The organism is Pseudomonas fluorescens (genome assembly GCF_018614655.1).
Taxonomy (GTDB): domain Bacteria; phylum Pseudomonadota; class Gammaproteobacteria; order Pseudomonadales; family Pseudomonadaceae; genus Aquipseudomonas; species Aquipseudomonas fluorescens_BX.
This window is the reverse complement of sequence record NZ_JAGGOG010000013.1, coordinates 47,727-69,313: the sequence shown is the minus strand read 5'-3', so window position 1 is coordinate 69,313 and position 21,587 is coordinate 47,727. Positions and strand designations below refer to the sequence as shown.

The 21,587-nt window shown below is 60.3% G+C and carries 16 protein-coding genes; 2 read left to right on the top strand and 14 right to left on the bottom strand.

All coding sequences use genetic code 11. From position 1 onward, the window contains the following. Positions 1–139: 139 nt before the first annotated feature. Complete coding sequence (gene deoC, locus J7E41_RS12415) at positions 140–823, bottom strand: deoxyribose-phosphate aldolase (RefSeq protein WP_214993273.1); 684 nt, start codon at positions 821–823, stop codon at positions 140–142. Positions 824–951: 128 nt separating this feature from the next. On the opposite strand from deoC, the gene deoR reads away from it, so the two are divergent. Then, positions 952–1,710: a DNA-binding transcriptional repressor DeoR gene (deoR, locus tag J7E41_RS12410; RefSeq protein WP_214993272.1), complete on the top strand. Its 759-nt coding sequence runs from the start codon at positions 952–954 to the stop codon at positions 1,708–1,710. On the opposite strand, the gene J7E41_RS12405 is transcribed toward deoR, so the two are convergent. The 11 genes from J7E41_RS12405 to J7E41_RS12355 form a co-directional block, all read right to left on the bottom strand. Continuing rightward, positions 1,707–2,753 carry an aldose 1-epimerase family protein gene (locus J7E41_RS12405; RefSeq protein ID WP_214993271.1) on the bottom strand — a complete coding sequence of 349 codons (1,047 nt, stop codon included), beginning with the start codon at positions 2,751–2,753 and terminating at the stop codon, positions 1,707–1,709. The two genes, deoR and J7E41_RS12405, sit on opposite strands and share 4 nt — an antisense overlap. Then, on the bottom strand, positions 2,750–4,075 hold the full coding sequence (gene fucP / locus J7E41_RS12400; RefSeq protein WP_214993269.1) for an L-fucose:H+ symporter permease: 1,326 nt from the start codon (positions 4,073–4,075) through the stop codon (positions 2,750–2,752). Before fucP ends, J7E41_RS12405 begins: the two co-directional genes overlap by 4 nt. 28 nt (positions 4,076–4,103) lie before the next feature. Next, entirely contained in the window at positions 4,104–5,024 is a 921-nt protein-coding gene (gene rbsK, locus J7E41_RS12395) for a ribokinase (RefSeq protein ID WP_214993267.1), read from the bottom strand. Between the two features lie 249 nt (positions 5,025–5,273). Continuing rightward, positions 5,274–6,839 (bottom strand): ABC transporter ATP-binding protein, encoded by a 1,566-nt coding sequence (locus tag J7E41_RS12390; RefSeq protein ID WP_214993265.1) that lies wholly within the window; start codon positions 6,837–6,839, stop codon positions 5,274–5,276. A gap of 1 nt (position 6,840) precedes the next feature. Beyond that, the gene (locus J7E41_RS12385) at positions 6,841–7,863 is read right to left on the bottom strand and encodes an ABC transporter permease (RefSeq protein WP_214993262.1); all 1,023 of its coding nucleotides are present in this window, start codon (positions 7,861–7,863) and stop codon (positions 6,841–6,843) included. Beyond that, positions 7,863–8,927: a microcin C ABC transporter permease YejB gene (locus J7E41_RS12380; RefSeq protein ID WP_214993261.1), complete on the bottom strand. Its 1,065-nt coding sequence runs from the start codon at positions 8,925–8,927 to the stop codon at positions 7,863–7,865. Before J7E41_RS12380 ends, J7E41_RS12385 begins: the two co-directional genes overlap by 1 nt. Continuing rightward, complete coding sequence (locus J7E41_RS12375; protein WP_214993260.1) at positions 8,914–10,764, bottom strand: extracellular solute-binding protein; 1,851 nt, start codon at positions 10,762–10,764, stop codon at positions 8,914–8,916. The genes J7E41_RS12380 and J7E41_RS12375 overlap by 14 nt, the downstream gene beginning before the upstream one ends. A 104-nt stretch (positions 10,765–10,868) precedes the next feature. Next, a complete protein-coding gene (locus tag J7E41_RS12370) occupies positions 10,869–13,517 on the bottom strand; it encodes a TonB-dependent receptor (RefSeq protein ID WP_214993259.1) in 2,649 nt (882 codons plus the stop codon). Positions 13,518–13,655: 138 nt separating this feature from the next. Further along, positions 13,656–16,565, bottom strand: coding sequence for a TonB-dependent receptor (locus tag J7E41_RS12365; protein ID WP_214993258.1), 2,910 nt, complete (start codon positions 16,563–16,565; stop codon positions 13,656–13,658). A gap of 101 nt (positions 16,566–16,666) precedes the next feature. Next, positions 16,667–17,611: a FecR domain-containing protein gene (locus tag J7E41_RS12360; RefSeq protein WP_214993257.1), complete on the bottom strand. Its 945-nt coding sequence runs from the start codon at positions 17,609–17,611 to the stop codon at positions 16,667–16,669. Then, positions 17,608–18,120: a sigma-70 family RNA polymerase sigma factor gene (locus tag J7E41_RS12355; protein ID WP_214993256.1), complete on the bottom strand. Its 513-nt coding sequence runs from the start codon at positions 18,118–18,120 to the stop codon at positions 17,608–17,610. Before J7E41_RS12355 ends, J7E41_RS12360 begins: the two co-directional genes overlap by 4 nt. A 277-nt stretch (positions 18,121–18,397) precedes the next feature. On the opposite strand from J7E41_RS12355, the gene J7E41_RS12350 reads away from it, so the two are divergent. Further along, complete coding sequence (locus J7E41_RS12350; protein ID WP_214993255.1) at positions 18,398–18,670, top strand: DUF2790 domain-containing protein; 273 nt, start codon at positions 18,398–18,400, stop codon at positions 18,668–18,670. Positions 18,671–19,331: 661 nt separating this feature from the next. On the opposite strand, the gene J7E41_RS12345 is transcribed toward J7E41_RS12350, so the two are convergent. Together J7E41_RS12345 and J7E41_RS12340 are read right to left on the bottom strand one after the other, a co-directional pair. Then, positions 19,332–20,246 carry a site-specific integrase gene (locus J7E41_RS12345; RefSeq protein WP_214993253.1) on the bottom strand — a complete coding sequence of 305 codons (915 nt, stop codon included), beginning with the start codon at positions 20,244–20,246 and terminating at the stop codon, positions 19,332–19,334. Positions 20,247–20,362: 116 nt separating this feature from the next. Next, entirely contained in the window at positions 20,363–21,166 is an 804-nt protein-coding gene (locus J7E41_RS12340; RefSeq protein WP_214993251.1) for a M949_RS01915 family surface polysaccharide biosynthesis protein, read from the bottom strand. Positions 21,167–21,587: the final 421 nt, after the last annotated feature.

Genomic DNA, 21,587 nt, shown 5'->3' with positions numbered 1-21,587 from the left:
CAGCGGCCCTAATAAGATCGCCGAGTTTTTCAGATAGACCGAGATAACAGGTTTTAGGGCGGCTTCGCCACCCAAGGGGGCGATACGGCGATCCGGCAAGCCCCCTCGTCACAGGGCCAGTGTTCGCTCTTAACTGACCTCAGTACCCGCTGCCCGCCGCAGCATTCCCCGCCACAATCGCAACCCCCGAACTGCTACCCAGCCGTGTAGCACCGGCTTCGATCATTGCCACCGCCGTCGGATAATCCCGCACCCCACCCGATGCCTTGACCCCTACCCCCTCGCCCACGACTTTGCGCATCAATGCCACATCCTCGACCGTCGCACCGCTGCGGCTGAATCCGGTAGACGTCTTGACGAACGCCACCCCCAGGTCCCGGCAGATGTCACAGGCCTGAATCTTCTGTTCATCGGTAAGCAGGCAGGTTTCCAGAATGACCTTCAAGGGCACAACGCCACACGCTTGATGCACCTGGGCAATATCGTCACGCACCAGCTCCAGCAAACCCTCTTTCAGCCAGCCAATGTTTAGCACCATGTCGATCTCCCCTGCCCCGGCGGCTATCGCGCGTTGGGCTTCGAAGGCCTTGGTATCGCTCAAGCCGGCACCCAGTGGAAAGCCGACCACCGCGCAAATCACCACCGCATCACCGGTGAGGCAAGACGCGGCATAAGGCACCTGCGCCGAGTTCAGGCACACTGAATAAAACCCATGTTCCTGGGCCTCTTCACATAACGTGCGAATCTGCTGCCGGGAGGCATCTGGCGCCAACAAGGTGTGATCGATGTAGCTGGCCAATGCTGCAGGTTGAAGATTCTTCATTTAGCGTGCCCTTGCCTGTATGTTGCCAATGGTCATGCGTCGCCGTGTCGGGTGATCGCACAAATACGTTACAATATTCACATATAATGTTACTTATACAACACCAATAATCAAGCCCTGGAATGCCCGTGGACAGTAAAAAAGCCGAGCGACTCAAGCTTATCCAGCAAGCCTTGCAGGACCAGAGCGCCATTCACCTGCGGGAAATGGCAGCCCTGCTGGATGTTTCCGAGATGACCCTGCGCCGCGACCTGAACCACTTCAGCGATCATCTGCGGTTGTTGGGCGGCTATATCACTCGGGTTGGCAGCGATGCCGGTGATTATCGCGTGGCCGACCAGGACACCCGTCACGTCGAGGAAAAACGCCGTATCGGCAAACTGGCCGCCCGGCTGATCCAGCCCGGTGACACGGTGTTTTTCGACTGCGGCACCACCACGCCCTTTATCATTGACTTCCTGCCTGATGAGCTGGAGTTCACTGCGGTGTGCAGCTCGCTGAACGTGCTGCTCAAGCTGTACAACAAACCCAATTGCCACATCGTCATGTGTGGCGGCACCTTTCACCGCCAGAACCAGGTGTTTGAAAGCACTGCCGAAAGCAGCATCCTCGACAATGTGCGACTGACCTGGGCCTTTGTTTCCGCCGCCGGTGTCAGCCAAGAGTTCGGCGTGACCTGTTTTAACTTCAACGAAGTGCAGGTCAAGCAAAAGGTCCTGCGTCAGGCCCAGCAACGGGTACTGCTGGCCGACTTCAGCAAGTTCGATACCGTGCGCACAGCCCATTTCGCCACCCTGGGCGACTTTCAGTACGTGGTCAGCGACAAGAAAATCCCCCGAGCCTACAAAGACGTCATCGAAACCAGCGGCGCGCAGTTACTGGTTTAACCCAGCAGTACGTGCCGCTCTTTGGCGCTCAGGTAGCCGGTGGTCACGCTGAATGCCGCGCTGGCCCCCGCCGCCAGGGAACGCACATTGCCCTTGGCCTTCTCGGCGTTGTAACCCTCGGGTTCACAGGTAGACGGCAAGACAAACGCCGCCACTTGTTGATCCGGGTTATGCAGCACCCAGCGCGCCGCATGTTCGAACTGCTCGGGTCGATAGCGCGTGTAGAACGCGGCGCCGCCGGGATGATCCAGCAGAAAATGCGCCTGTCCCAGGGCATCGGTGCCCACACCGTCGAAGAAAAACACAATCTCGGGGTCATACAGCCCGGGCTGATCCAGTTGCGCCAACTGCTGCGGATGCTCGGCCAATTGCGCCATATAGGCGCTCCAGTCCGGCGTCGGCTTGACGTGATCCGGCACGCTGCTGCGCAAACGCAGGCGCTCCATGCCTAGTGGTTCGACGAACCGCCCGCCGTCGACGTAGGCGTAGTTCATATGGGCCATGTACATCAGCTCCATGGGTTTGCCGGCCAGATTGGTCACGTCCATGGCGATATCGAACAGCGCCGAGCCGGCCCGCAAGGTGACGCTGGGGCGAGCCCGGTAGCGATCACCGAAGCCTTGGGCGTATTCATACTCGCCACCCAGGCGCAGCCAGCCGTCGTCGATTTCCAGCCAGGCCGTGTCCATCGGGGCGCACGGCATCTCTCCATGCAAGGCGTGATCATCCGTCGGCGCCGGACAGCCGTTGCGCAGCAAGCCACTGTGGAACATGAAGCAGCCATACGTGCCGATCACCGTGGGGCTCGGCCGAGGCTGGTCGAACAGGTTGGTCATGGTCAGATCACAGCCATCGAACACGGCCGACCAGATCATCTGCCCCTGATACGGCAACACCACCAGCCGTCCCCGGCTGTTTTCCAGGCTCAGGGCCAGGACGCCGGAAGGGTAAGCCCAGGCGCTGACCTTGAAATCCGCCGATTGCAGCAAGGTCTTTTCCTGCTCGCCAAACAGCGCCTGATACAGCGGGATGCGCGTACTCATGAGGTCACCGCCGCGGCGCCTGCCGGCAGTTTGTCCGACTGGCGCAGGCACTTGAGGGCATACATCACAATCACGATAAAGCACAGCAACGGCACGCTGTAGGCCAGTTGCATATTGCCGCCGCTGGCGTCCGACAGCAGGCCCTGGAAGATCGGAATCACCCCGCCGCCGACAATGCTCATCACCAGCAGCGAACCGCCGACACCGGTGTCTTCACCCAAACCGTCGATGGTCAGGCCATAGATGGTCGGCCAGCATGGGCCGAGGAAAATACTCACGCCCACCGCCGCATACACCGCCGAGATATTCGGCACCAGGATGGTGTAGGCCAGCAACACGATGCACAGCACCCCGTAAATCGCCAGGACCTTGGCCGGGTGCAGCCTGCGCATCAGCAGGTTGGCAATCATTTTGCCGACGAAGTACGCCGCGAACGTGGTCAGCAGGAACCACGAGGCACTGCGCTCATTCATGCCGCCCATTTGCATCGCCAGGCGAATAGTAAAACTCCACACGCCCACTTGGGCGCCGACGTAGAGAAACTGCGCCAACACGCCAAAGGTGAAACGCGGGTTACGCCACAAGCGCCCCAGGCTCTGGCGCACGCTGCTGCGCTGGCCGTCGGCTTTCTGGTTACCTTTACAGGCCGGGAAACGGGTGAAGGCAATCAGGATGAACATCAGCACCAGCACCGCGATCATCCATTTGTAGGGCAACAGCGTGGACTGGATCATTTGCAGTTGCTGGATCGCCGCGTCCGAAACGCTCATCTGCTTGAGCTGATCCGTGGTGGCGTCGGTGTCCTTGAACATCACGAAGCTGCCGACGTACACCCCGGCCATGGCGCCAAACGGGTGAAAGGTCTGGGAGATGTTCAAGCGCCGGGTCCCGGTTTCCCGTGGGCCCATCAAGGTCGAATAGGTATTGCAGGCGGTTTCCAGGAACGACAGGCCGGCGGCAATCACAAACAGTGCCAGCAGGAACATGCTGTACTTGGCCGTGGACGCCGCCGGGAAGAACAACAGGCAACCCAGCATGTACAACAACAAGCCGATCAGGATGGTGCTTTTATAGCTGAACCGCCGCACCACCATGGCCGCCGGAATAGCTACAAAAAAGTAGCCCAGGTAGAACGCCGACTGCACGAAGGCCGTCTGGAAATCGCTGAGCAGGAAGGCCTTCTTGAAGTGAGCGATCAGCACGTCGTTCATGCTCGCCGCCGCCCACAATGCAAAGATGCTGCACAGCAGGATAAAGGCGAACCAGGGCGTGCGGTTCAGGTAGAAACCATCGGGTGTCTGTTGCAGCGCAGGTTTGTTCATTATTGTTCTCCGGGCCGAGTTGAAGGTATTACCGCTGTTGCTGGAAGCGCACAAAGGCCTCGCGATCGGGATAGGACGTCTGGGTGCCGAGGGCCGTGACCGAGCAGGCGGAATAGGCCACGGCCTGTTCCATTGCCCGGCGAATATCGCCGTCATGGTTCCAGTGCTGGATGAAGCAACCGATGAACGCATCCCCGGCGCCGGTGGTGTCTCGGGCCGCAACCCGCAGGCCATTGACCTGGAACTCACCCTCCTTCCCTACGTACAGCGCACCTTCCTGGCCGAGGGTGACGATGACGTGGCGAATACCGCTGGCTACCAAGGTTCGGGCCGCCGCGCGGGCCGAGTCTGGCGAGTCGACGTTCTGCCCGGTAATCAGCGCCAGTTCCGACTCGTTGGGTACCAGGAAATCCAACTGTGCCAAGTGTTCGGCACTCAAGCCTGCCAACGCGGGGGCCGGGTTGAGCAACACGGGAATGCCGTGCTGTCGGCCAAACTCGATGGCGTAGTAGACCGTGGCCAGGTTGATTTCCAACTGCAGCACAATCAGCGAGCAATCGCGCAAGTCCGCGGCCGCCGCGTCGATATCCGCCGGCAACAAATGGGCGTTGGCGCCTTTGACGATAAGAATGCTGTTGTGGGAGTCGGCCTGGACGAAGATCGGCGCCACGCCGCTGGAGACACCCGGCACCCGCTGCACATAACGGGTATCGATGCCAAACCGCTGGAAGTTGTCCAGGGTGTTATCGGCAAACATGTCATCGCCGACTTTACTTAGCATCAGCACATCGGCCCCCAGCTTGGCCGCAGCCACCGCCTGGTTGGCGCCTTTGCCGCCACAACCGAGGGCAAAACCCGGCGCTTCCAGGGTTTCACCCTGGGCGGGCATGCGGTCGATGTAGGTGATCAGATCCACCATATTGCTGCCGATGACTGCGATCTTGCTCATTGCTATCCCACCTTGTTGCGAGCACGACCAGGCAGGTCGTGACGCTGTTGTTTTGTTATTTAAATAACATTAGGTGTGATTATTCAATCTATTTTTGACTAGCACTGATCAAAGGCTGTAGCCGCTGCCGAGGCACGAGGCTGCGATGCGGTTCGCAGGACCGCCCTCTGGGGCCGCTGCGTCGGGATGCCGCACCAAGCCCGTCGCAGCCTCGTGCCTCGGCAGCGGCTACAGGTTTGGGTGGGATGTCTAGAAGGAAGCCGCCAGCAACTCTTGGGTATACGGGTGCTGGGGCGACTCAAACACCGTGTTCGCAGTCCCCTGCTCCACCACCTGGCCATCCTTGAGCACAATCAGGTCATGGGCCAGCGCCCGGACTACCGCCAGGTCGTGGCTGATAAACAGATACGTCAGGCCGTACTGCGCCTGCAGATGGCGCAGCAAGTCGACAATCTGCCGCTGCACGGTGCGGTCCAGGGCCGAGGTAGGCTCATCCAGCAGGATCAGTTCCGGTTTGAGCACCAGCGCCCTGGCGATGGCAATACGTTGGCGCTGCCCACCGGAAAACTCGTGGGGGTAGCGATGTCGGGTCGCCGGATCCAGGCCCACCTCTCCCAGCACCTCGATCACCGCGTGCTCACGCTGTTGCGCATTCAAATCGCTGTGCACCTGCAAGCCTTCGGCGATGATCTGTTCCACACTCAAACGTGGGCTGAGGCTGCCGAACGGGTCCTGGAACACCACCTGCATGCGCTTGCGCAGCGGTCGCAACGCCTTGCCATTCAGTCGTTCCAGCGCCTGCCCCTGAAACTCGATGCTGCCCCGGGCATCCACTAGCCGCAGGATCGCCTGGCCAAGGGTGGACTTGCCGGAGCCCGACTCGCCGACAATGCCCAGGGTCTTGCCTCGCTGCAGACTGAAGTCGACACGGTTTACCGCCTGCAGATACGACGTGCGCAACCAATTGGCCTTGAGGGCAAACCGTACGCTCAAGTCCCTGACCGTCAGCAACGTTTCGCCCTCGCCCTCGGGTACCGCACAGCCTCCCGGCTCGGCGTTGAGCAACTCGATGCTGTAAGGATGTTGCGGTGCAGTGAACAATTGCTCGCAAGACGCCTGTTCAACGATCACCCCGCCGCGCATCACTGCCACCCGTTGGGCGATGCTGCGAACCAGGTTCAGGTCATGGCTGATGATCAGCAACGCCATGCCCAAGCGCAGTTGCAGGTGTTTGAGCAGCATCAGGATCTTGCGCTGCACTGTTACATCCAGCGCGGTGGTGGGTTCGTCGGCGATCAGCAGCTGCGGCTCGCAGGCCAGCGCCATGGCGATCATCACCCGCTGGCGTTGCCCGCCGGACAGTTGGTGTGGGTAAGCCTTCAAGCGGTTTTTACCTTGAGCAATTCCCACCAGATCCAGCAGCTCGATGATCCGCCGCCGCGCCGCTTCGCCCGCCAGTCCCTTGTGTACGGCCAGGGTCTCACCCAGTTGACGCTCGACCGTGTGCAGCGGGTTGAGGGAGTTCATCGGTTCCTGGAAGATCATCGCAATGCGGTTGCCCCGCAGTTGCCGCAGACGCTGGGGCGATGCTCCCAACAGTTCCTCGCCGACATAGCGAATACTGCCCCGGATACGGCTGGTGGACGGTTCAAGCAACTGCAGAATGCTATGGGCCGTCACCGACTTACCGGAGCCGGATTCCCCCACCAACGCCAGGCACTCGCCGGGGCGAATATCCAGGTCGATGCCATGCACCACTTCACTGCCATTGAACGCCACCCGCAGGTTGCGCAATTCCATCAGGTTCTCGGTCATCTCAGGTTCTCGGATCGAAAGCATCACGGCAGGCCTCACCGATAAACACCAGCAGCGACAGAATCAGCGCCAGCACACAAAACGCCGTTAGCCCAAGCCAGGGCGCTTGCAGGTTGTTTTTTCCCTGACTGATCAACTCTCCCAGCGACGCACTGCCGGCGGGCATGCCAAAACCCAGGAAATCCAGGGCTGACAAGGTGGCAATCGCCCCGGTGAGAATGAACGGCAGGTAGGTCAAGGTCGCGCTCATGGCGTTGGGCAGAATATGCCGCCACATCACCTGGGCATCGCCCACTCCCAGCGCCCGCGCCGCCTTGACGTATTCCAGGCCACGGCTGCGCAGGAACTCGGCGCGCACCACGTCCACCAGGCTGAGCCAGGAAAACAGCGCCATGATTCCCAGCAACCACCAGAAATTCGGCTCGACGAAGCCCGACAGGATGATCAGCAGGTACAGCACCGGCAGCCCCGACCAGACCTCCAGCAAACGCTGCCCCAGCAAGTCAATCCAACCGCCGTAATAGCCTTGCAGCGCCCCCGCAGCGATACCCATCACGGCACTGAGCGCCGTCAACGCGAGGGCGAACAGCAACGAAATACGCGTGCCGAAAATCACCCGCGCCAGCACGTCCCGAGCCTGGTCGTCGGTACCCAGCCAGTTCTCACCGCTTGGCGGGCTGGGCGCCGGTTGCGTCAGGTCAAAGTTGGCGGTGTCGAAGCCGAAGGCAATCGGCGGGAACAGCATCCAGCCGCCCTGCCCCTCGATCACTTGCTTGACCTGAGCACTGCGGTAATCCGGTTGAAACGGCAACTCGCCGCCAAAGTCCTGCTCGACGTAGCGCTTGAAGGCGGGAAAGAACCATTGGCCTTGATACGACACCAGCAACGGTTTGTCATTGGCCACCAGCTCACCGCCGAGGCTCAGGGTAAATACGCCGAGAAATAGCCACAACGACCACCAGCCACGGCGATGGGTCTTGAAACGCGCCCAGCGGCGACGGCCCAAGGGAGACAAGGTCAACATCAGACAGCCCTCTGGGAAAAATCGATACGCGGGTCCACCAGGGTGTAACACAGGTCCCCCAGCAGTTTTATCAGCAAGCCAAACAGGGTGAAGATGAACAGCGAGCCGAACACCACCGGATAGTCCCGGGCAACGGCCGCTTCGTAGCTCATGCGCCCAAGGCCGTCGAGGGAGAAAATCACCTCGATCAACAACGAGCCGCCGAAAAATACCGTCACCAGTGCCTGGGGCAATCCAGCCACCACCAGCAGCATCGCGTTGCGAAACACATGGCCGTACAACACCTGCTGTTCGCTCAGCCCCTTGGCGCGCGCGGTCACCACGTATTGTCGGGAGATTTCGCCAAGGAAGCTGTTTTTGGTCAGCAGGGTCAGGGTTGCAAACCCGCCGATCACCAGCGCGCTGACCGGCAACACCAGGTGCCAGAAGTAGTCCGCCACCTTGCCCCATGGCGACAGCTGGGCGAAGTTTTCCGAGACCAGGCCACGCACGGGGAACCAGTCCAGGGCCGAACCGCCGCCAAAGGTGATGATCAGCAACAGCGCAAACAGAAAACCCGGCAGTGCATAGCCAATGATGATCGCCGCACTGCTCCACACATCGAAGGCCGTGCCGTTATGCACGGCCTTGCGAATCCCCAGGGGAATCGACACCAGGTAGGTGATCAGCGTGGCCCATAAGCCCAGTGATAACGTCACCGGCAGCTTTTGCAGAATCAAGTCAGTGACCTTGGCACCGCGAAAGAAACTCGAGCCAAAATCCAGCCGTGCATACTGTTTGAGCATCAGCCACAGACGCTCCCCCGCAGGTTTATCGAAGCCGTACTGGCGCTCGATATCGGCCAGCAGTTTCGGGTCCAGGCCGCGCGTGACACGGGATTCGCCGCCCACGGTCTCGACATGCCCACCACCCACCGCACCGCTCACACCAATCCCCTGCAAGCGCGCGATGGCCTGCTCCACCGGGCCACCCGGTGCGGCCTGCACAATCACGAAGTTGACCAGCAGGATGCACAACAAGGTCGGCACAATCAGCAGCAAACGCCGCAGGCTATAACCCCACATGGGAATAGTCTCCGGTGCGTGTTTGCTGTTGAGACTGGGTCAAGGCTGTTGGGCTGATCTCCCACCAGGTTTCCAGGCCTGCGTCGTACAGCGGCGCCACCTTCGGTCGGCCGAAACGGTTCCACCAGACCGTGGAAATGCCCGGCGGGTAGTAGTTGGGAATCCAGTAATAACTCCACTGCAGCACCCGATCCAGCGCATGGGCGTAATGCAACATCGTCGTGCGACTGTCAGCCTGGATCAGCCCGGTGAGTAAGGCATCCACGGCGGGGTCGCGCAAGGTCATGTAGTTGTTGGAGCCCGGGTCATCGGCACTTTCACTGGCAAAATAGTTGAACATTTCGCGCCCCGGTGCCTGGGACACCGGGTAGGCGTTGACGATCATGTCGTAGTCGCGGCTGCGGACCCGGTTGGCGTATTGCGCGGTGTCCACCTGACGAATATCAAAGCCGATGCCGATCTGCGCCAGGTTACGTTTGAACGGCAGCAGCAAGCGCTCGAAACCTTTCTGGCCATTGAGAAAGGTGAAGTGCAGCGCTTCACCCTCGGCGTTGACCAACTGATCGCCCCGGGGTTTCCAACCTGCCTCTTCCAACAACTTCAACGCTTGCAACTGCAGGCTGCGAATATTGCCGCTGCCATCGGTATGGGGCGGCTGGAACACCTGGGTGAAGACTTCGTCGGGGATTTTACCGCGCCAGGGTTCGAGGATTTTCAGCTCTTCGGCGTCCGGCAATTGGGTGGCCGAGAGTTCACTGTGGGAGAAATAGCTGCGTTGGCGCAGGTACATGCTGCGCATCATCTGCCGGTTGCTCCATTCAAAATCCCACAGCAAGGCAATCGCCTGGCGTACCCGACGGTCCTGGAACAGCGGTTTTTTCAGGTTGAACACGAAGCCTTGAGATCCACGTGCCGCGCCGGGGGCCAAGTGTTCTCGTACCAGGCGCCCATCGTTTAATGCGGGCCCGTCATAACCGATGGTGTAGGCCGTGGCGGAGAACTCGCGGTTGTAATCGTAGGCACCGGCCTTGAGCACTTGCTGGGAGACGCTGGTGTCGGCGAAAAACTCGACGCTCAGGCGATCAAAGTTGTAGAGGCCGCGCGTGACCGGCAAGTCCTTGGCCCACCAGTCCTTGACGCGTTCGAAATGCACGCTGCGCCCGGCATCCACCTGGCTGATCCGATACGGCCCGCTGCCCAGCGGCGCTTCAAAACCGCCACCGTCGGCGAAGTTGCGGGTGCGCCACCAGTGTTCCGGCAGCACCGGCAAAGTCGCCAGGTCCAGCGGCAGGGTTCGGCTCTCGTTGTTCTTGAACACGAAGCGCACTTGCGTTGGAGACTCCACCACCACCTCGGCCACGTCCGCGAACTGCAAGCGGTATTGCAGACTGCCTTGGGTCGTCAACAGTTCGAAGGTGTAGCGCACGTCTTCAGCGGTGATCGGGCTGCCATCGTCAAAACGTGCCGCGGGGTTGAGGTAAAAGCGTAACCAGCTACGATCCGGTGCCAGTTCCATCTGTTGGGCGACCAGGCCGTAGACGCTGTATGGCTCGTCAAACGAGCGGTAGGCCAGTGGCGAGTACAACCAGCCCTCAATCTCGGCCACGCCGGTGCCCTTGTCGATATACGGGAGCATGTGGTCGTACTGGCCACTTTCCAGGGAGGAGCGGCTCAGGCTGCCGCCCTTGGGGGCATTCGGGTTGGCGTAGTCCAGGTGGGTAAAGCCGGGCCCGTACTTGGGCGCATCGCCGTACACCGTCAGCGCCGGTTGCGGCGTGGCGTAGACGGCCGGGCTTAACCAGAAACACAGCGCCAGGGTGGTCAATCGGCGGAGCATCGGGTTGATCCTCATGCAAGGCGCCGATCCGCTGCACTTATTGAATATGTGCAGCGGGCCGGCGTTTTTTATAGGGCAGGTCTTAGATCCATTGCTTCTTAAAATCACAAGTTGTAGCTGAGCCGGGTATAGAGAATCCGTCCAAACGGATCGGCGTATTTCGGGTCATAGCCGCTCTGGAAGGTGTAGGTCTGGTTGCTGAACGGCGGCTCGCGGTCAAACAGGTTCTTCACGCCGAGGGTGACGGCCAGGGTCTTGCGCCAGGTGTAGGTGCCGGCCAGGTCCCAGACGTTGTAGGAACCGACGGAGTCGTGGGTGTCACGGTCAGAGTCGTGGTAACCGCTGGTGTAGCGGTTGGTCAGGCTCGCGCCCAACGGTCCATAGTTCCAGGTACCGGTCAGGCTATGCCGCCAGCGCGCCACGGCGCCCGCCGTGGAGAACTCACCGCCACGAAAATCACCGAGCTTGTCGATGTATTCGCCCTTGAGCTCCTGCTGATATTTGTATTGGTTGACGTAGGTGCCTTGCAGGCCGAGCCCGAAATCACCGACGGCGGTACTCGGGAAGCGGTAGTCGAAATTGACGTCGACGCCGTTGGTCTTGGTTTTACCCAGGTTGGCAAGGCCGGTGACGATGTGGTCGATAGTGCCATCGGCCTTGCGAATCAGGCGTGCGGAGTACTGGTCCGGGTCCTCGAACACCGATGACTCGGGGAACTCGGCGATCTGGTTGGCGATGGTGATCCACCAGAAGTCCAGCCCAGCGGTCAGGCGCTCGATGGGTTGATAGACGAAGCCGAAGGTCACGTTACGCGCGGTTTCCGGGCTCAGGTTGCCGTTGCCGCCGCTTTGCCGGCGGAACTGCTGGGCACAGTCACGGTTAGCGAGCCCGCCATTGGCCGGGTTACCGCCGGGGCATAGACGTGGGTCGTTGTAATTGGCCACGGTGTAGCTGGTGTAAGTCGGGTTGTACAACTCATACAGCGAGGGTGCACGGAAGCCTTCACTGTAGGCTCCGCGCACCACCAGTTCCTTGAAAGGCTGGAAGCGGAACGAGTATTTCGGGTTGGTGGTGCTGCCAAAGTCGCTGTATTTGTCATGGCGTATGGCGGCGGACAACTCCAGGCTGTCGAGCACCGGCACATTGACCTCGGCGTATTGCGCCGAGACGCTGCGATCGCCGTGTACCGCGCCGTTCGGGTCCACGCCCAGGCTTTGCACGGTTTCGGCAAACTGGGCGAAGTCCTGGTGGAAGTCTTCCTTGCGGTATTCACCGCCCAGCGCCAGCGCCGAGGGGCCTGCGCCAAACCAATCGCCGATTTCCCGGCTGACGCGTCCGTCAATGGCTTTGACTCGACCCACCGCCGTTGCGTAGTCACCGTCAACGCGGCTGGAGGCCAGCAACGCCCTGCCCGCTTCGGTCTGCGGGCCGAATGGGTTGATCACGCCGTTGGCAATGCCCTGGCTGATGGACTGGTCGTTCACATAGCCGTCGAGGATGGTTTGCACCACTTTGTTCTGGTTATACGAGGCGCCGACGTTGTAGTCCCAGCCGGCAGCGGTGCCATCGAAACTCAGCAACAGGCGCTGGCTGACGTTGTCGTCTTCGTGCTGGCGTGCCCCGGCGTCGGTTTCACGCCAGTTCACATCCACCGGTTGTGTCGGGTCCAGGGCGAAACCGCTGGGCCCCGGGGTGATGCCATTGCCGGGGTAGAACGGCGTGCCAGGGTTGACCTGATTGCCCATCAGGGTGCCTGGGCCGATTTGCGTGCGGTTCTCGTTGCGGGCCCAGAAATACTCAAGGCTAACGTTGTGATCATCAGCAAGCTTGCCGGTGGCTTTGGCAAAAGCCGAGGTCTTTTCGGTTTCCGGCACCAGGTCCAGGTAACTCCACAGGCTCTGGCGGCAGATGCCATTGCGCGATAACAGGCCCGGTGAATTGCAGCCCGAGCCCGCCAACGGGTTGGTGGCATGGCTGCCCTGGCTCCAGTTGGCCGGCGCCGCAGTGCCCGAGGTGTAATCCAGGCCGCGGCCGGGCTGATAGTTATAGGTGTAGTCGCGGTCCTTGGCGGCCAGGCGGGTCTGTTTGTCGTAGCTGACCACACCAAACACGTTGAAACGGTCGTCTTCCAGGTCACCGAAACCATAGCTGCCACTGAAGTTGTGGCTGTCACCGCCGCCGCTGTGGGTGGGCGTATCATAACCGGTGGAGAGCTGGCCGCCGGTCACACTTTTCTTGGTGATGAAGTTGATCACCCCGCCGATGGCATCGGTGCCGTACAGCGCCGAGGCACCGTCACGCAGCACTTCTACACGATCAATCGCGGCGAATGGAATGGTGTTCAGGTCCACCCCGGAGCCGTTTGAATTGCTGACGGCGTTATTGCCCAGACGCCTGCCATTGAGCAGCACCAGGGTCTTGTTCGCGCCGATCCCCCGCAGGTCGGCAAACGATGCGCCACCGCTGCTGGAACCCACGGAGCGCCCGGAGCCGACCGAGGACTGGTTGGCGGAAATACGGTTGATCAACTCTTCGGTGGTGGTGACGCCCTGCTCGCGCAGTTGCTCGACGCGCAGGATGGTCACGGGGACAGCCGTCTCGGCATCGGCGCGGCGGATGGCAGTGCCAGTGACTTCCACTCGCTGTAATTGGGGCTCGGTGCCAGAGTTGTGGTCGGCCAGCGCGGGCATGGCATTGATGGCCAGCAACAAGGCCATGCCCAGTGGAGCTTCAAGTGGTCTGAATCGTGTCATCGCGACATCCCTGCGGTGTGGTTATGCAGGGATGTGCGTTGGGGGTGGGGTTTTTATAGGGTGGGGATTAGACCGTTGGGTAATGAGCTTATGCGATGGCATCGCTGGGCCTCGACAGCTCCTACATCGGGTATAGGGTTACCCCCCAAAATGATAACTCACATCCAGCCACCACTGCCGCCCATACGGGTCATAATTACCGGTCGGATAATTAGGCCACCCCGCCGAATCGTCATGCTTGATCTGGTTCAACAGGTTATTCACGGTCAGCCCCACACTCGCCCGGTCACTGAGCTGATAACGCGCGCTGGCGTTAAACACCGTCCACGGCGACAAACGCCCATCGCCCGCCGCATTGGTCACGCTGCCATAACGGATACCGGTCAGCGTTGCAGTGGTCTTCTCGTAGTCCCAGGTCAAGCTGGCGTTGACCTTGCTGCGCCAGTCGAAAACAGTCCGTGAACTGCGCCAGTCCTGGGTCGGCGCGTCGTCCGACTCCTTGTAGAAGTTGGACAGCACCAGCGTATAGCCCAGACCGGCATTGAAGGCCCCGTAACGCCCCGCGCCCCAGCGAATATTGCTCTTGAAATCCAGCCCGCTGACCCGCTGGCTGGCCGCGTTGATCGCATTGACCTTTACCCGCTGCAACTTGTTGGGGTCCACCGCTGCGTTCCCCGGATTACGGTCAATGCGCGCAAGCGTCGCCTGGCAACTGGCCGAGTTGATGTCCTGTTGGCCGCTGCGGCAGGCGTTTTCATCTTGCAGCAGGCGGTTTTCGTCGACGTTGGTCAGCAGGTCGTCGATTTGTACGCGCCAGTAATCGGCGGAGAAATCAAAATTGCGCGAGGGCGACCACACGAAACCATAGGTCCAGGATTTGCCACGTTCGGACTTGAGGTCGCTGCTGCCACTCTGGGTATAGTTGACGATGCCCTTGTCACAGGCGCCGTCCACGCCCTTGCTGCAACCGTAGTAGTCGATCTGCGAGGGGTAGTAACCGTTGCTGTCGGACTGGTAGATGTAGTTGAGGTCCGGCGCGCGGAAGCTGGTGCCGTAGCTACCGCGCACCAACAGGCTGTTCACCGGGCGCCATTCCAGGCCCAGGTTATAGGTGGTCTGTTGTTCGGTCCGGCCGCTGAATTTGTATTGGTCCCAGCGCCCAGCGGTGGTTGCCAGCAAGGTGTCGGTGACCGGAATACTGAACTCGCCGCCCGCTGCGTAACGCTTGCGCGAGCCGCCTGAACTTTGCGCCGGGGCAAGGCCATAGAATTCGCCGTCATTGAGGCCGCCGTCCGGGTCTACGCGGTATTCCTGTTTGCCCGACTCCAGTACCCCGGCAAACCCAACAGGCCCTGCGGGCAGGTCGAACAGTTCACCATTGAGGGACGCCGTGTAGTTCTGCGACACCGAGCGACTGGTCTGGGTCTGGTTGGTCCGAAACTGTTGCCACTCTTCAGGGGTCAAGGCGCGGTCCAGGCGCGCGGGGTCCGGGGCGAACACCGGGTGACCATCCTGCTCACCCACTTGCGGCCCCAGGTAAAAGTCGCGAATGCTCGACTGCGGCGTGTAACGGGTTGTACGTACGCTGCGGTACACCGAGCGGTTGGCGGCCAACTCGTAGCTCCAACTGCTGTCGGCGATCTTGTCCGACAAGCCGAGGGTGCCGGTCCATGAGGTGTCGGTCCATTTACTGTTGTTGGTGCTACGCCCGCCGATTTCTTCTTCGCCGAAACGCCGGTACCAACGCTCCAGCTTGCCGGTGTTCTGGTTGATGAAGTCCGGTGAGGTAAAGGTCGGGCCGCGGGTGTTGTTCTGGATATGGTCCAGGCCGTACATCAGGTCGGCGAACACCTGGCCGCTGTCGCTGAAATGCCAGGTGCCGCGGGTGTAGCCATCGTAGTTTTCCTTTTGCGTCTGGATCGTCCAGTAGTCGTTGTAGATCTGATCGGTGCGGCAGCGGCCGCCACCGTTGACCAACTTGTTGCCGAACACGCCCTGATACCCGCCGCAGCCTGGTCCCCGGTACTGGCCGCTGCTCAAGTCGCGGCGATAGCCCACATCGGCCAGGGTCGCGCCGCCGTTCATGAAACCACGGTCGCTGGCCCAGATCGGATCGCGCTGGGTCAACTCCAGGCCAAACAACCCATCAAAATCCCCCCAACTGCCGCCACCGCTGAGCTGCAGCCGTTGATTGTCACCGCCGCCCCGCTCCGTGGTACCGCCTTTGAGATTGACGTCGATGCCGCTGATCTTGTTCTTGAGGATGATGTTAACCACCCCGGCAATCGCGTCCGAACCGTAGACCGCCGAGGCACCGCTGCTGAGGATTTCAATGCGGTCGATGATCGCCGAAGGAATATTCGCCAGGTTGGTGAAGTTGACCTTGCCGTCATAGGGCGTCGGGTAATCGGCCACGCGCCGGCCATTGATCAGTACCAACGTGTGGTTGGGCCCCAAGCCCCGCAGGTTCAGCGCGCTGGCGGCGGGTTGCCAGGTGTTGCCGTAGTCTTCGCCCTGGCTCATGCCGGTATTTTGGGTCTGGCTGGCCAGTGCGTCGTAGACGTTGCGATACCCCTTGGCTTCCATTTCTTCGTGGGTGATCACGTTCACCGGGGTCGCACCGTCGGTTTGTGCGCGGGCGATGCGCGAGCCGGTCACCGTGACTTTTTCCAGGCGGTAGTCGGCGCTTGTCTGCACGGACGGGCTGTCGTTGCTCTTGGTCGGGGCCGCGCGTACTGTCAGCCCCTGTTCGCTGTTATCCACTTGCAGCCCACTGCCCTGCAACGCCTTGTCCACCGCCTGCTGACTGTCCAGCGCGCCGCGAATGGCCCCACTGCGCTTGCCTTGCACCAGGGGTTGGCTGAAGGAAATCATCACCCCGGTCTGGCGTGAAATATCCAGCAGCACCTCGTCCAACGGGCCGCCGGCGATATCAAAGGTGAAGACTTTTTGGGCGGGTTCCTGGGCCAGGACCAGTGGCGGGCAGATCCCCATCGCCAGGACTGCAGCCAGCGTCAACCGGGGTAATTGTTGTTTGAATGAGTGCATCGAGGGCCTCCCTGTTAAGTGCGTCTACAGGGAATGAGCAGCGGTCGACGGTTTTTTATAGGGCGGCCGATAGGCCAAGAAGTTATGGGGTTATAACCCGGTTAACGCGGGTCGATGCTGACCCAGTACGGGCTGTGGTACGTCACGCGGATCGGCAAGGAATGCTGCAGCAACAACAAGGTGCGGTCGGTGTCGTCCAGCGGATAAATACCGCTCAGGCGCAACCCGGCCACCTGTGGACTCAGGCGCAGGATCCCTGGGCGATAGTTGCCCAGGCTGTCGATCACTTCGGCCAAGGTACGGTCATGAACTTCAAGCCGTCCCCGGGTCCAGGCACTTTCATCGCCTTTGGTGCGTTCCATGGCAAGGATCGTATGCTCATCGAAGCGCACACTCTGGCCAGCCTCGACCACCTGCCGGGTACCCTCGCGGGTGACCACCTCCACCCGCGAATGCAGCATCACCAAACGGGTGGAGTCTTCGCCGTGCTGTACCAGAAATTGCGTGCCCAGGGCACGGATCTGGCCGTGATCGGTCTGCACCACAAAGGGCCGGCCCACATCCTTGGCCACATCCACCCACAACTCCCCCGCACGCAATGCCAACAACCGCTGGTGGGCGTCGAACAGGTTAGTCACGCGGCTGCGGGCGTTCAGCGTCAGGAGGCTGCCATCTTCCAGCGTAAATGGCTTGCGCTCGCCAGTGCCGGTGTACAGTTCAGCGGAAGACCATCGCCAGCCCTCACTGCGCCCCAACAGCACCGCCGCCAGCGCCACCACCAGACTGCCAGCGACAAAGCGCCGTCGGCTCGAGGGTGCATTCACACTGTGCAAGACGCTTTGGCTTGGCACCCGGCGCAATGCGCTGGTGTGCAACAACCTCAAGCCACCGCTCATTTGATCGATGACCTGTTGATGCCGGATATCGGCCCCGCACCAGGCCTCGAACGCCTCACGCTCCTGATCAGTCACATGTTCCGACTGTAGCAACGCCATCCACAGTGCTGCTTCATCCACCACCGCAGCATCAGGGCGCGACAGCCTCATGGCTGGGCCATCACTTGGTAACAGCGCTTGAACACATCGGCCATGTATTGCTGCACCCGACTGGTCGACACCTGCAAGCGTTCGCCAATCTGGCTGTAGGTCAGGCCGTCCAGTTGATGGTAAAGAAACGCCGCCTTGGCTTTGGCTGACAGGCCATCCAACAGCCGGTCCAGCGCCAATAAGGCTTCAATGACCAGTGCTCGTTCCTCAGGAGAAGGATGCACCGGCACAGGTGCGTGGGCCAGGCTTTCGAGGTAGGCGCGCTCCAAGTCCTGCCGGCGCCAGCCTTCATACACCAGGCGCCTGGCGATGGTGGTCAACAACGCCCGGGGCTCACGGATGGCCGTCGGGTCCGGCAGCGACAACACCCGCAGGAAGGTTTCCGAGGCAATATCCTGGGCACTGTGATGACAGCCCAGCGTACGGCTGACAGAACCGCACAACCACTGATAATCCTTTTGGAACATTTGCCCAATCAACACGTGATTGGGGGGCTGTTGAACACCCATGCCTTGCTCCCTTACGAGACATCTCACCGGTCTCAAAAATCGTCTATTGGCGCTGACCCGAAACGGGCTCAGGCTCGAAGGGGCGACTTTGCAGCAGAGATGATCAGCTTTGGAAGTAATAAAAAGTAAGATATAGCTGTAAAACGGATATAAGAAACCGTGCTTATCGTTTTGGCTGATAAACAGTATTGGCATGCACTCGTTCAGCCTCTCGGTGGTCGCTTTATAGAATGGCAACCACAGTCAAACCGCCACAGCCGTGGTGATGGAGGTTGTCATGCGTTACTTGCTCATTGCCCTGCTGAGTGTGTTCGGCAGCCTTGCCATGGCCCAGGGAGAAGCGCCAGCAGCCAACGCCAGCGCTACTGTCCAGGCCAGCGACGCCGATGATTCTTCCCAGGACCTGGACATTGCCAAGGTCGTGCGTGGTAGCAGTGAGTCATCGAAAGAGTGCGGGCCGGTCAAGGGGCATCTGGTCTACGTTGACAGTCATGGTGTGCGGCATGAGTTGGACTATGTGCGGTTGGGGGATGCTTGTCAGCATGGCTGATGGGGGCATATCCGTTGCTGCGGTCACGGCGGCTATTGGTTCCGCTCTTACAGCGGCTCACTTTGCAAAAGCGGCAAAGTAAGCAAAACGCTCTTGCCCCACCACTCGGTGCCTCGCTGTGGCTCGGCATGCCCTCACTCCGGCATTGCGGCGGCCCACGGAGCAATGCCTACGTTCAGCCAGCGTGGTTTAACGGGGCGCCTAAGATCAAAAACAGAGCGAGGCGGCCTAGTAGCCGACCTAGTATCTGAAACGTATGCGTTTCCTCCTCACACCTTCGCGTAGCAGCTGTCGAGCGCCAGCGAGGCTGCGTGCTCTTGATCTGCTTTTGATCTTGATCTTGATCTTGATCTTGATCTGAGGCGCCCCGTTAAACCACGCTGGCCGAACGCAGGTATTACGCAGTGGGCATCCCGGCATGGATGCCGGGATAGCCGCGTTGGGCCATGGATGGCCCGTCGCGGCGGCCCACGGAGTAATGCCGGAGTGAGGGCACGCCGAGCCTGAGCGAGGTGCCGAGTGGTGGGGCAAGAGCCCTTTTGGTTACTTTTGGGGCTCTTTTCCAAAAGTGACCCGCTGTAAGAGCGGAACCAATAGTGGCCATTACCGCAGCAACGGATCTGCCCCCCCCCATCGCATCCTCACCCACCAAGATCAAAGATCAAAGATCAAACCGATCCACCGCCATCCGCCGCTCATTATCATCGCGTACGTCATAACTCGCGGTGGTCTGGATATTGGTGTGATGCGCCAACTTCTGGGCGATAGACAGGTCATGCTCCTCAATCACCCGAGTAATAAACGAGCGCCGAAAATCGTGGGGCATGATCTTCACCCCCACTTGCTGCCCGCGCTGACGGGCGATGTAGTAAATCGCGTGTTTGGTGATACGTTCCCGGGTGATGTGGCTACCCCGACGGATGCGGTTGAACAGGAAGGCATCGTCCTGCTCCCCCTCTTTAAGCTGTTCGCGACGAAACGCCAACCAAGCCTGCAGTTTGGCAAAGGCCCAAGCCGGAGCGTACTTGATCAGCTCCTTGTTGCCCTTGCCGATCACCCGCAGGCTGCGCTCGTCGAAGTTGATCTGCGCCAGGTCGAGGTTGACCGACTCGGACTTACGCATCCCCGAACCATACAGAATCCCAATGACTGCTGCGTCCCGCAGACCCTGAGGGCGCGGGTCGGCCGCACAAACGTCCATCAATTCACGAATCAGTGAGCGTCGCAGGTTGCGACCCTGGCTCAAGCGCGTGCCGGGGGTGGCCTTGACCGAGCGCATCTTCAACAGGTGGTCCTGGCTGATCAGACTCATCCGCCAGGCTTCGTTCATCACCCCGCGCACCGCGTTGACATACAACGACGAGGTGTTGGGCGCGTAACCGTCCTCTCGCAGCACGGCCACCAGGGCCATGACCTGTTCGGGTTGCAGCAAGTGCCAAGGGATGTCTTCCAGGTTGACCTCTTCAAAGCCCAGGCGGTCGGCGGCATCTTGCAGCACGTAGCGCATGGTCAGTTGGCTTGAAGGGGCCAGACGGGTGAGGTAAAGGGTCAGCGGGTTACGGGTAGACTCAGTCAAGGTAGATCAGCCTTTGGATTAAATACAGCGACTAACCAATTGTTTAATCGATGTATTTAGTGGTTTGGCGAGCGCGGAGTCTAACGCAGGTTCTGCGCCCCCGCCAAACCACGGGCTTATTGCTGATCGTCCGGCGGGTCGTCGGAGCGCTCTTGGGACTGGCTCCAGGTGGTGTCTTGCTTGGCCATCAGCGCGAACCACTGCTGACGCAGGAAGTCCAGGTACGGCTGGGGGGCCTTGGCGAAATCGTCCTCATCGCCATAACACCCCGGCAATGGCAGCTCGGTGCCCTGTTCCTTGAACTGGCTGACCAGCGCCTGTTGCCCGGTGGTGCTGCAATCCTTGGGCAGCGGCATGCCTTGGAGCGCCCCGGCGTCTTCATCCCACCAACTGGCACCATAGCGGTCGATGCCCCGCAAGCGGTACCGCTGCGACTTGCCCACGTGCATGATCAGCTTGAATTCATTGGGGCTGACATCGCTGGTACAGGTGCGGGAATAGCCGACGGTGGCCTGGGTGATACCGTCCCCCAGCAGGTCAGTGACTTGGGTTGCCTCGGGATTGAAGTGCACACCCGCATCAAACTCACAGTGCTGCACGTCGTCGTAGAGCATCCATACCCGCTTGGGTCGGCTGCCATCGAGCAAGTACTGAGCGGCGTAGACGAAGGCCGACTGCGCGCCATCGTCGTCGCGTTCACTGGTTTGTTCCCCCAGTACCAACAGGTTTTTGCCCTGCCGATCCATCCAGGTATAGGCACCCACCTGCTTGCCGCGCAGCTCGACACCATCCGGCAGTTGATCCAGCGGCGTCAGCACCACTCGGTCATCGGCCGACACGGTGGCAGCACAGGCCATCGTCATCCACATCACCATCAGGGCCGGCCGTATTTGACCGCGTAAACGTTGCACGCTGTTCATTCGTCTATCCAGGCGAGAGATGGCTTACTTTACCGACACTTGCAGGACAATGGAGAGAAGATTCGTCAGCAAAATCGGCCCTATGCTAATGTCCGATCCTGCTTCCTACGACGAGTTTTTTCAATGCCACGGACTGCCGCCTTCGAAAAGCCGCGCTGGCTGCTGGATGCATCTGTAGTACCGCGAGAAGTTGCACAGCGCAGAACGCTCTAGTTCAGCCGTGCAACACGGCATTCATAGTTAAGGCTTACAGTGTGAAAAGGTTCTCGTTTGCCGCTCTCGTGTTGGTTTAGCTGAACACTTGCTGTCTGCTCGCTAAATAAACGAGTTTTTCATCTGCGTTTCATATTCGTTATACATTTTTGCGCTTAATCTTGGCCGCAGGATTTGAGAACAAACTGCATCTTGATGACTAACCTGT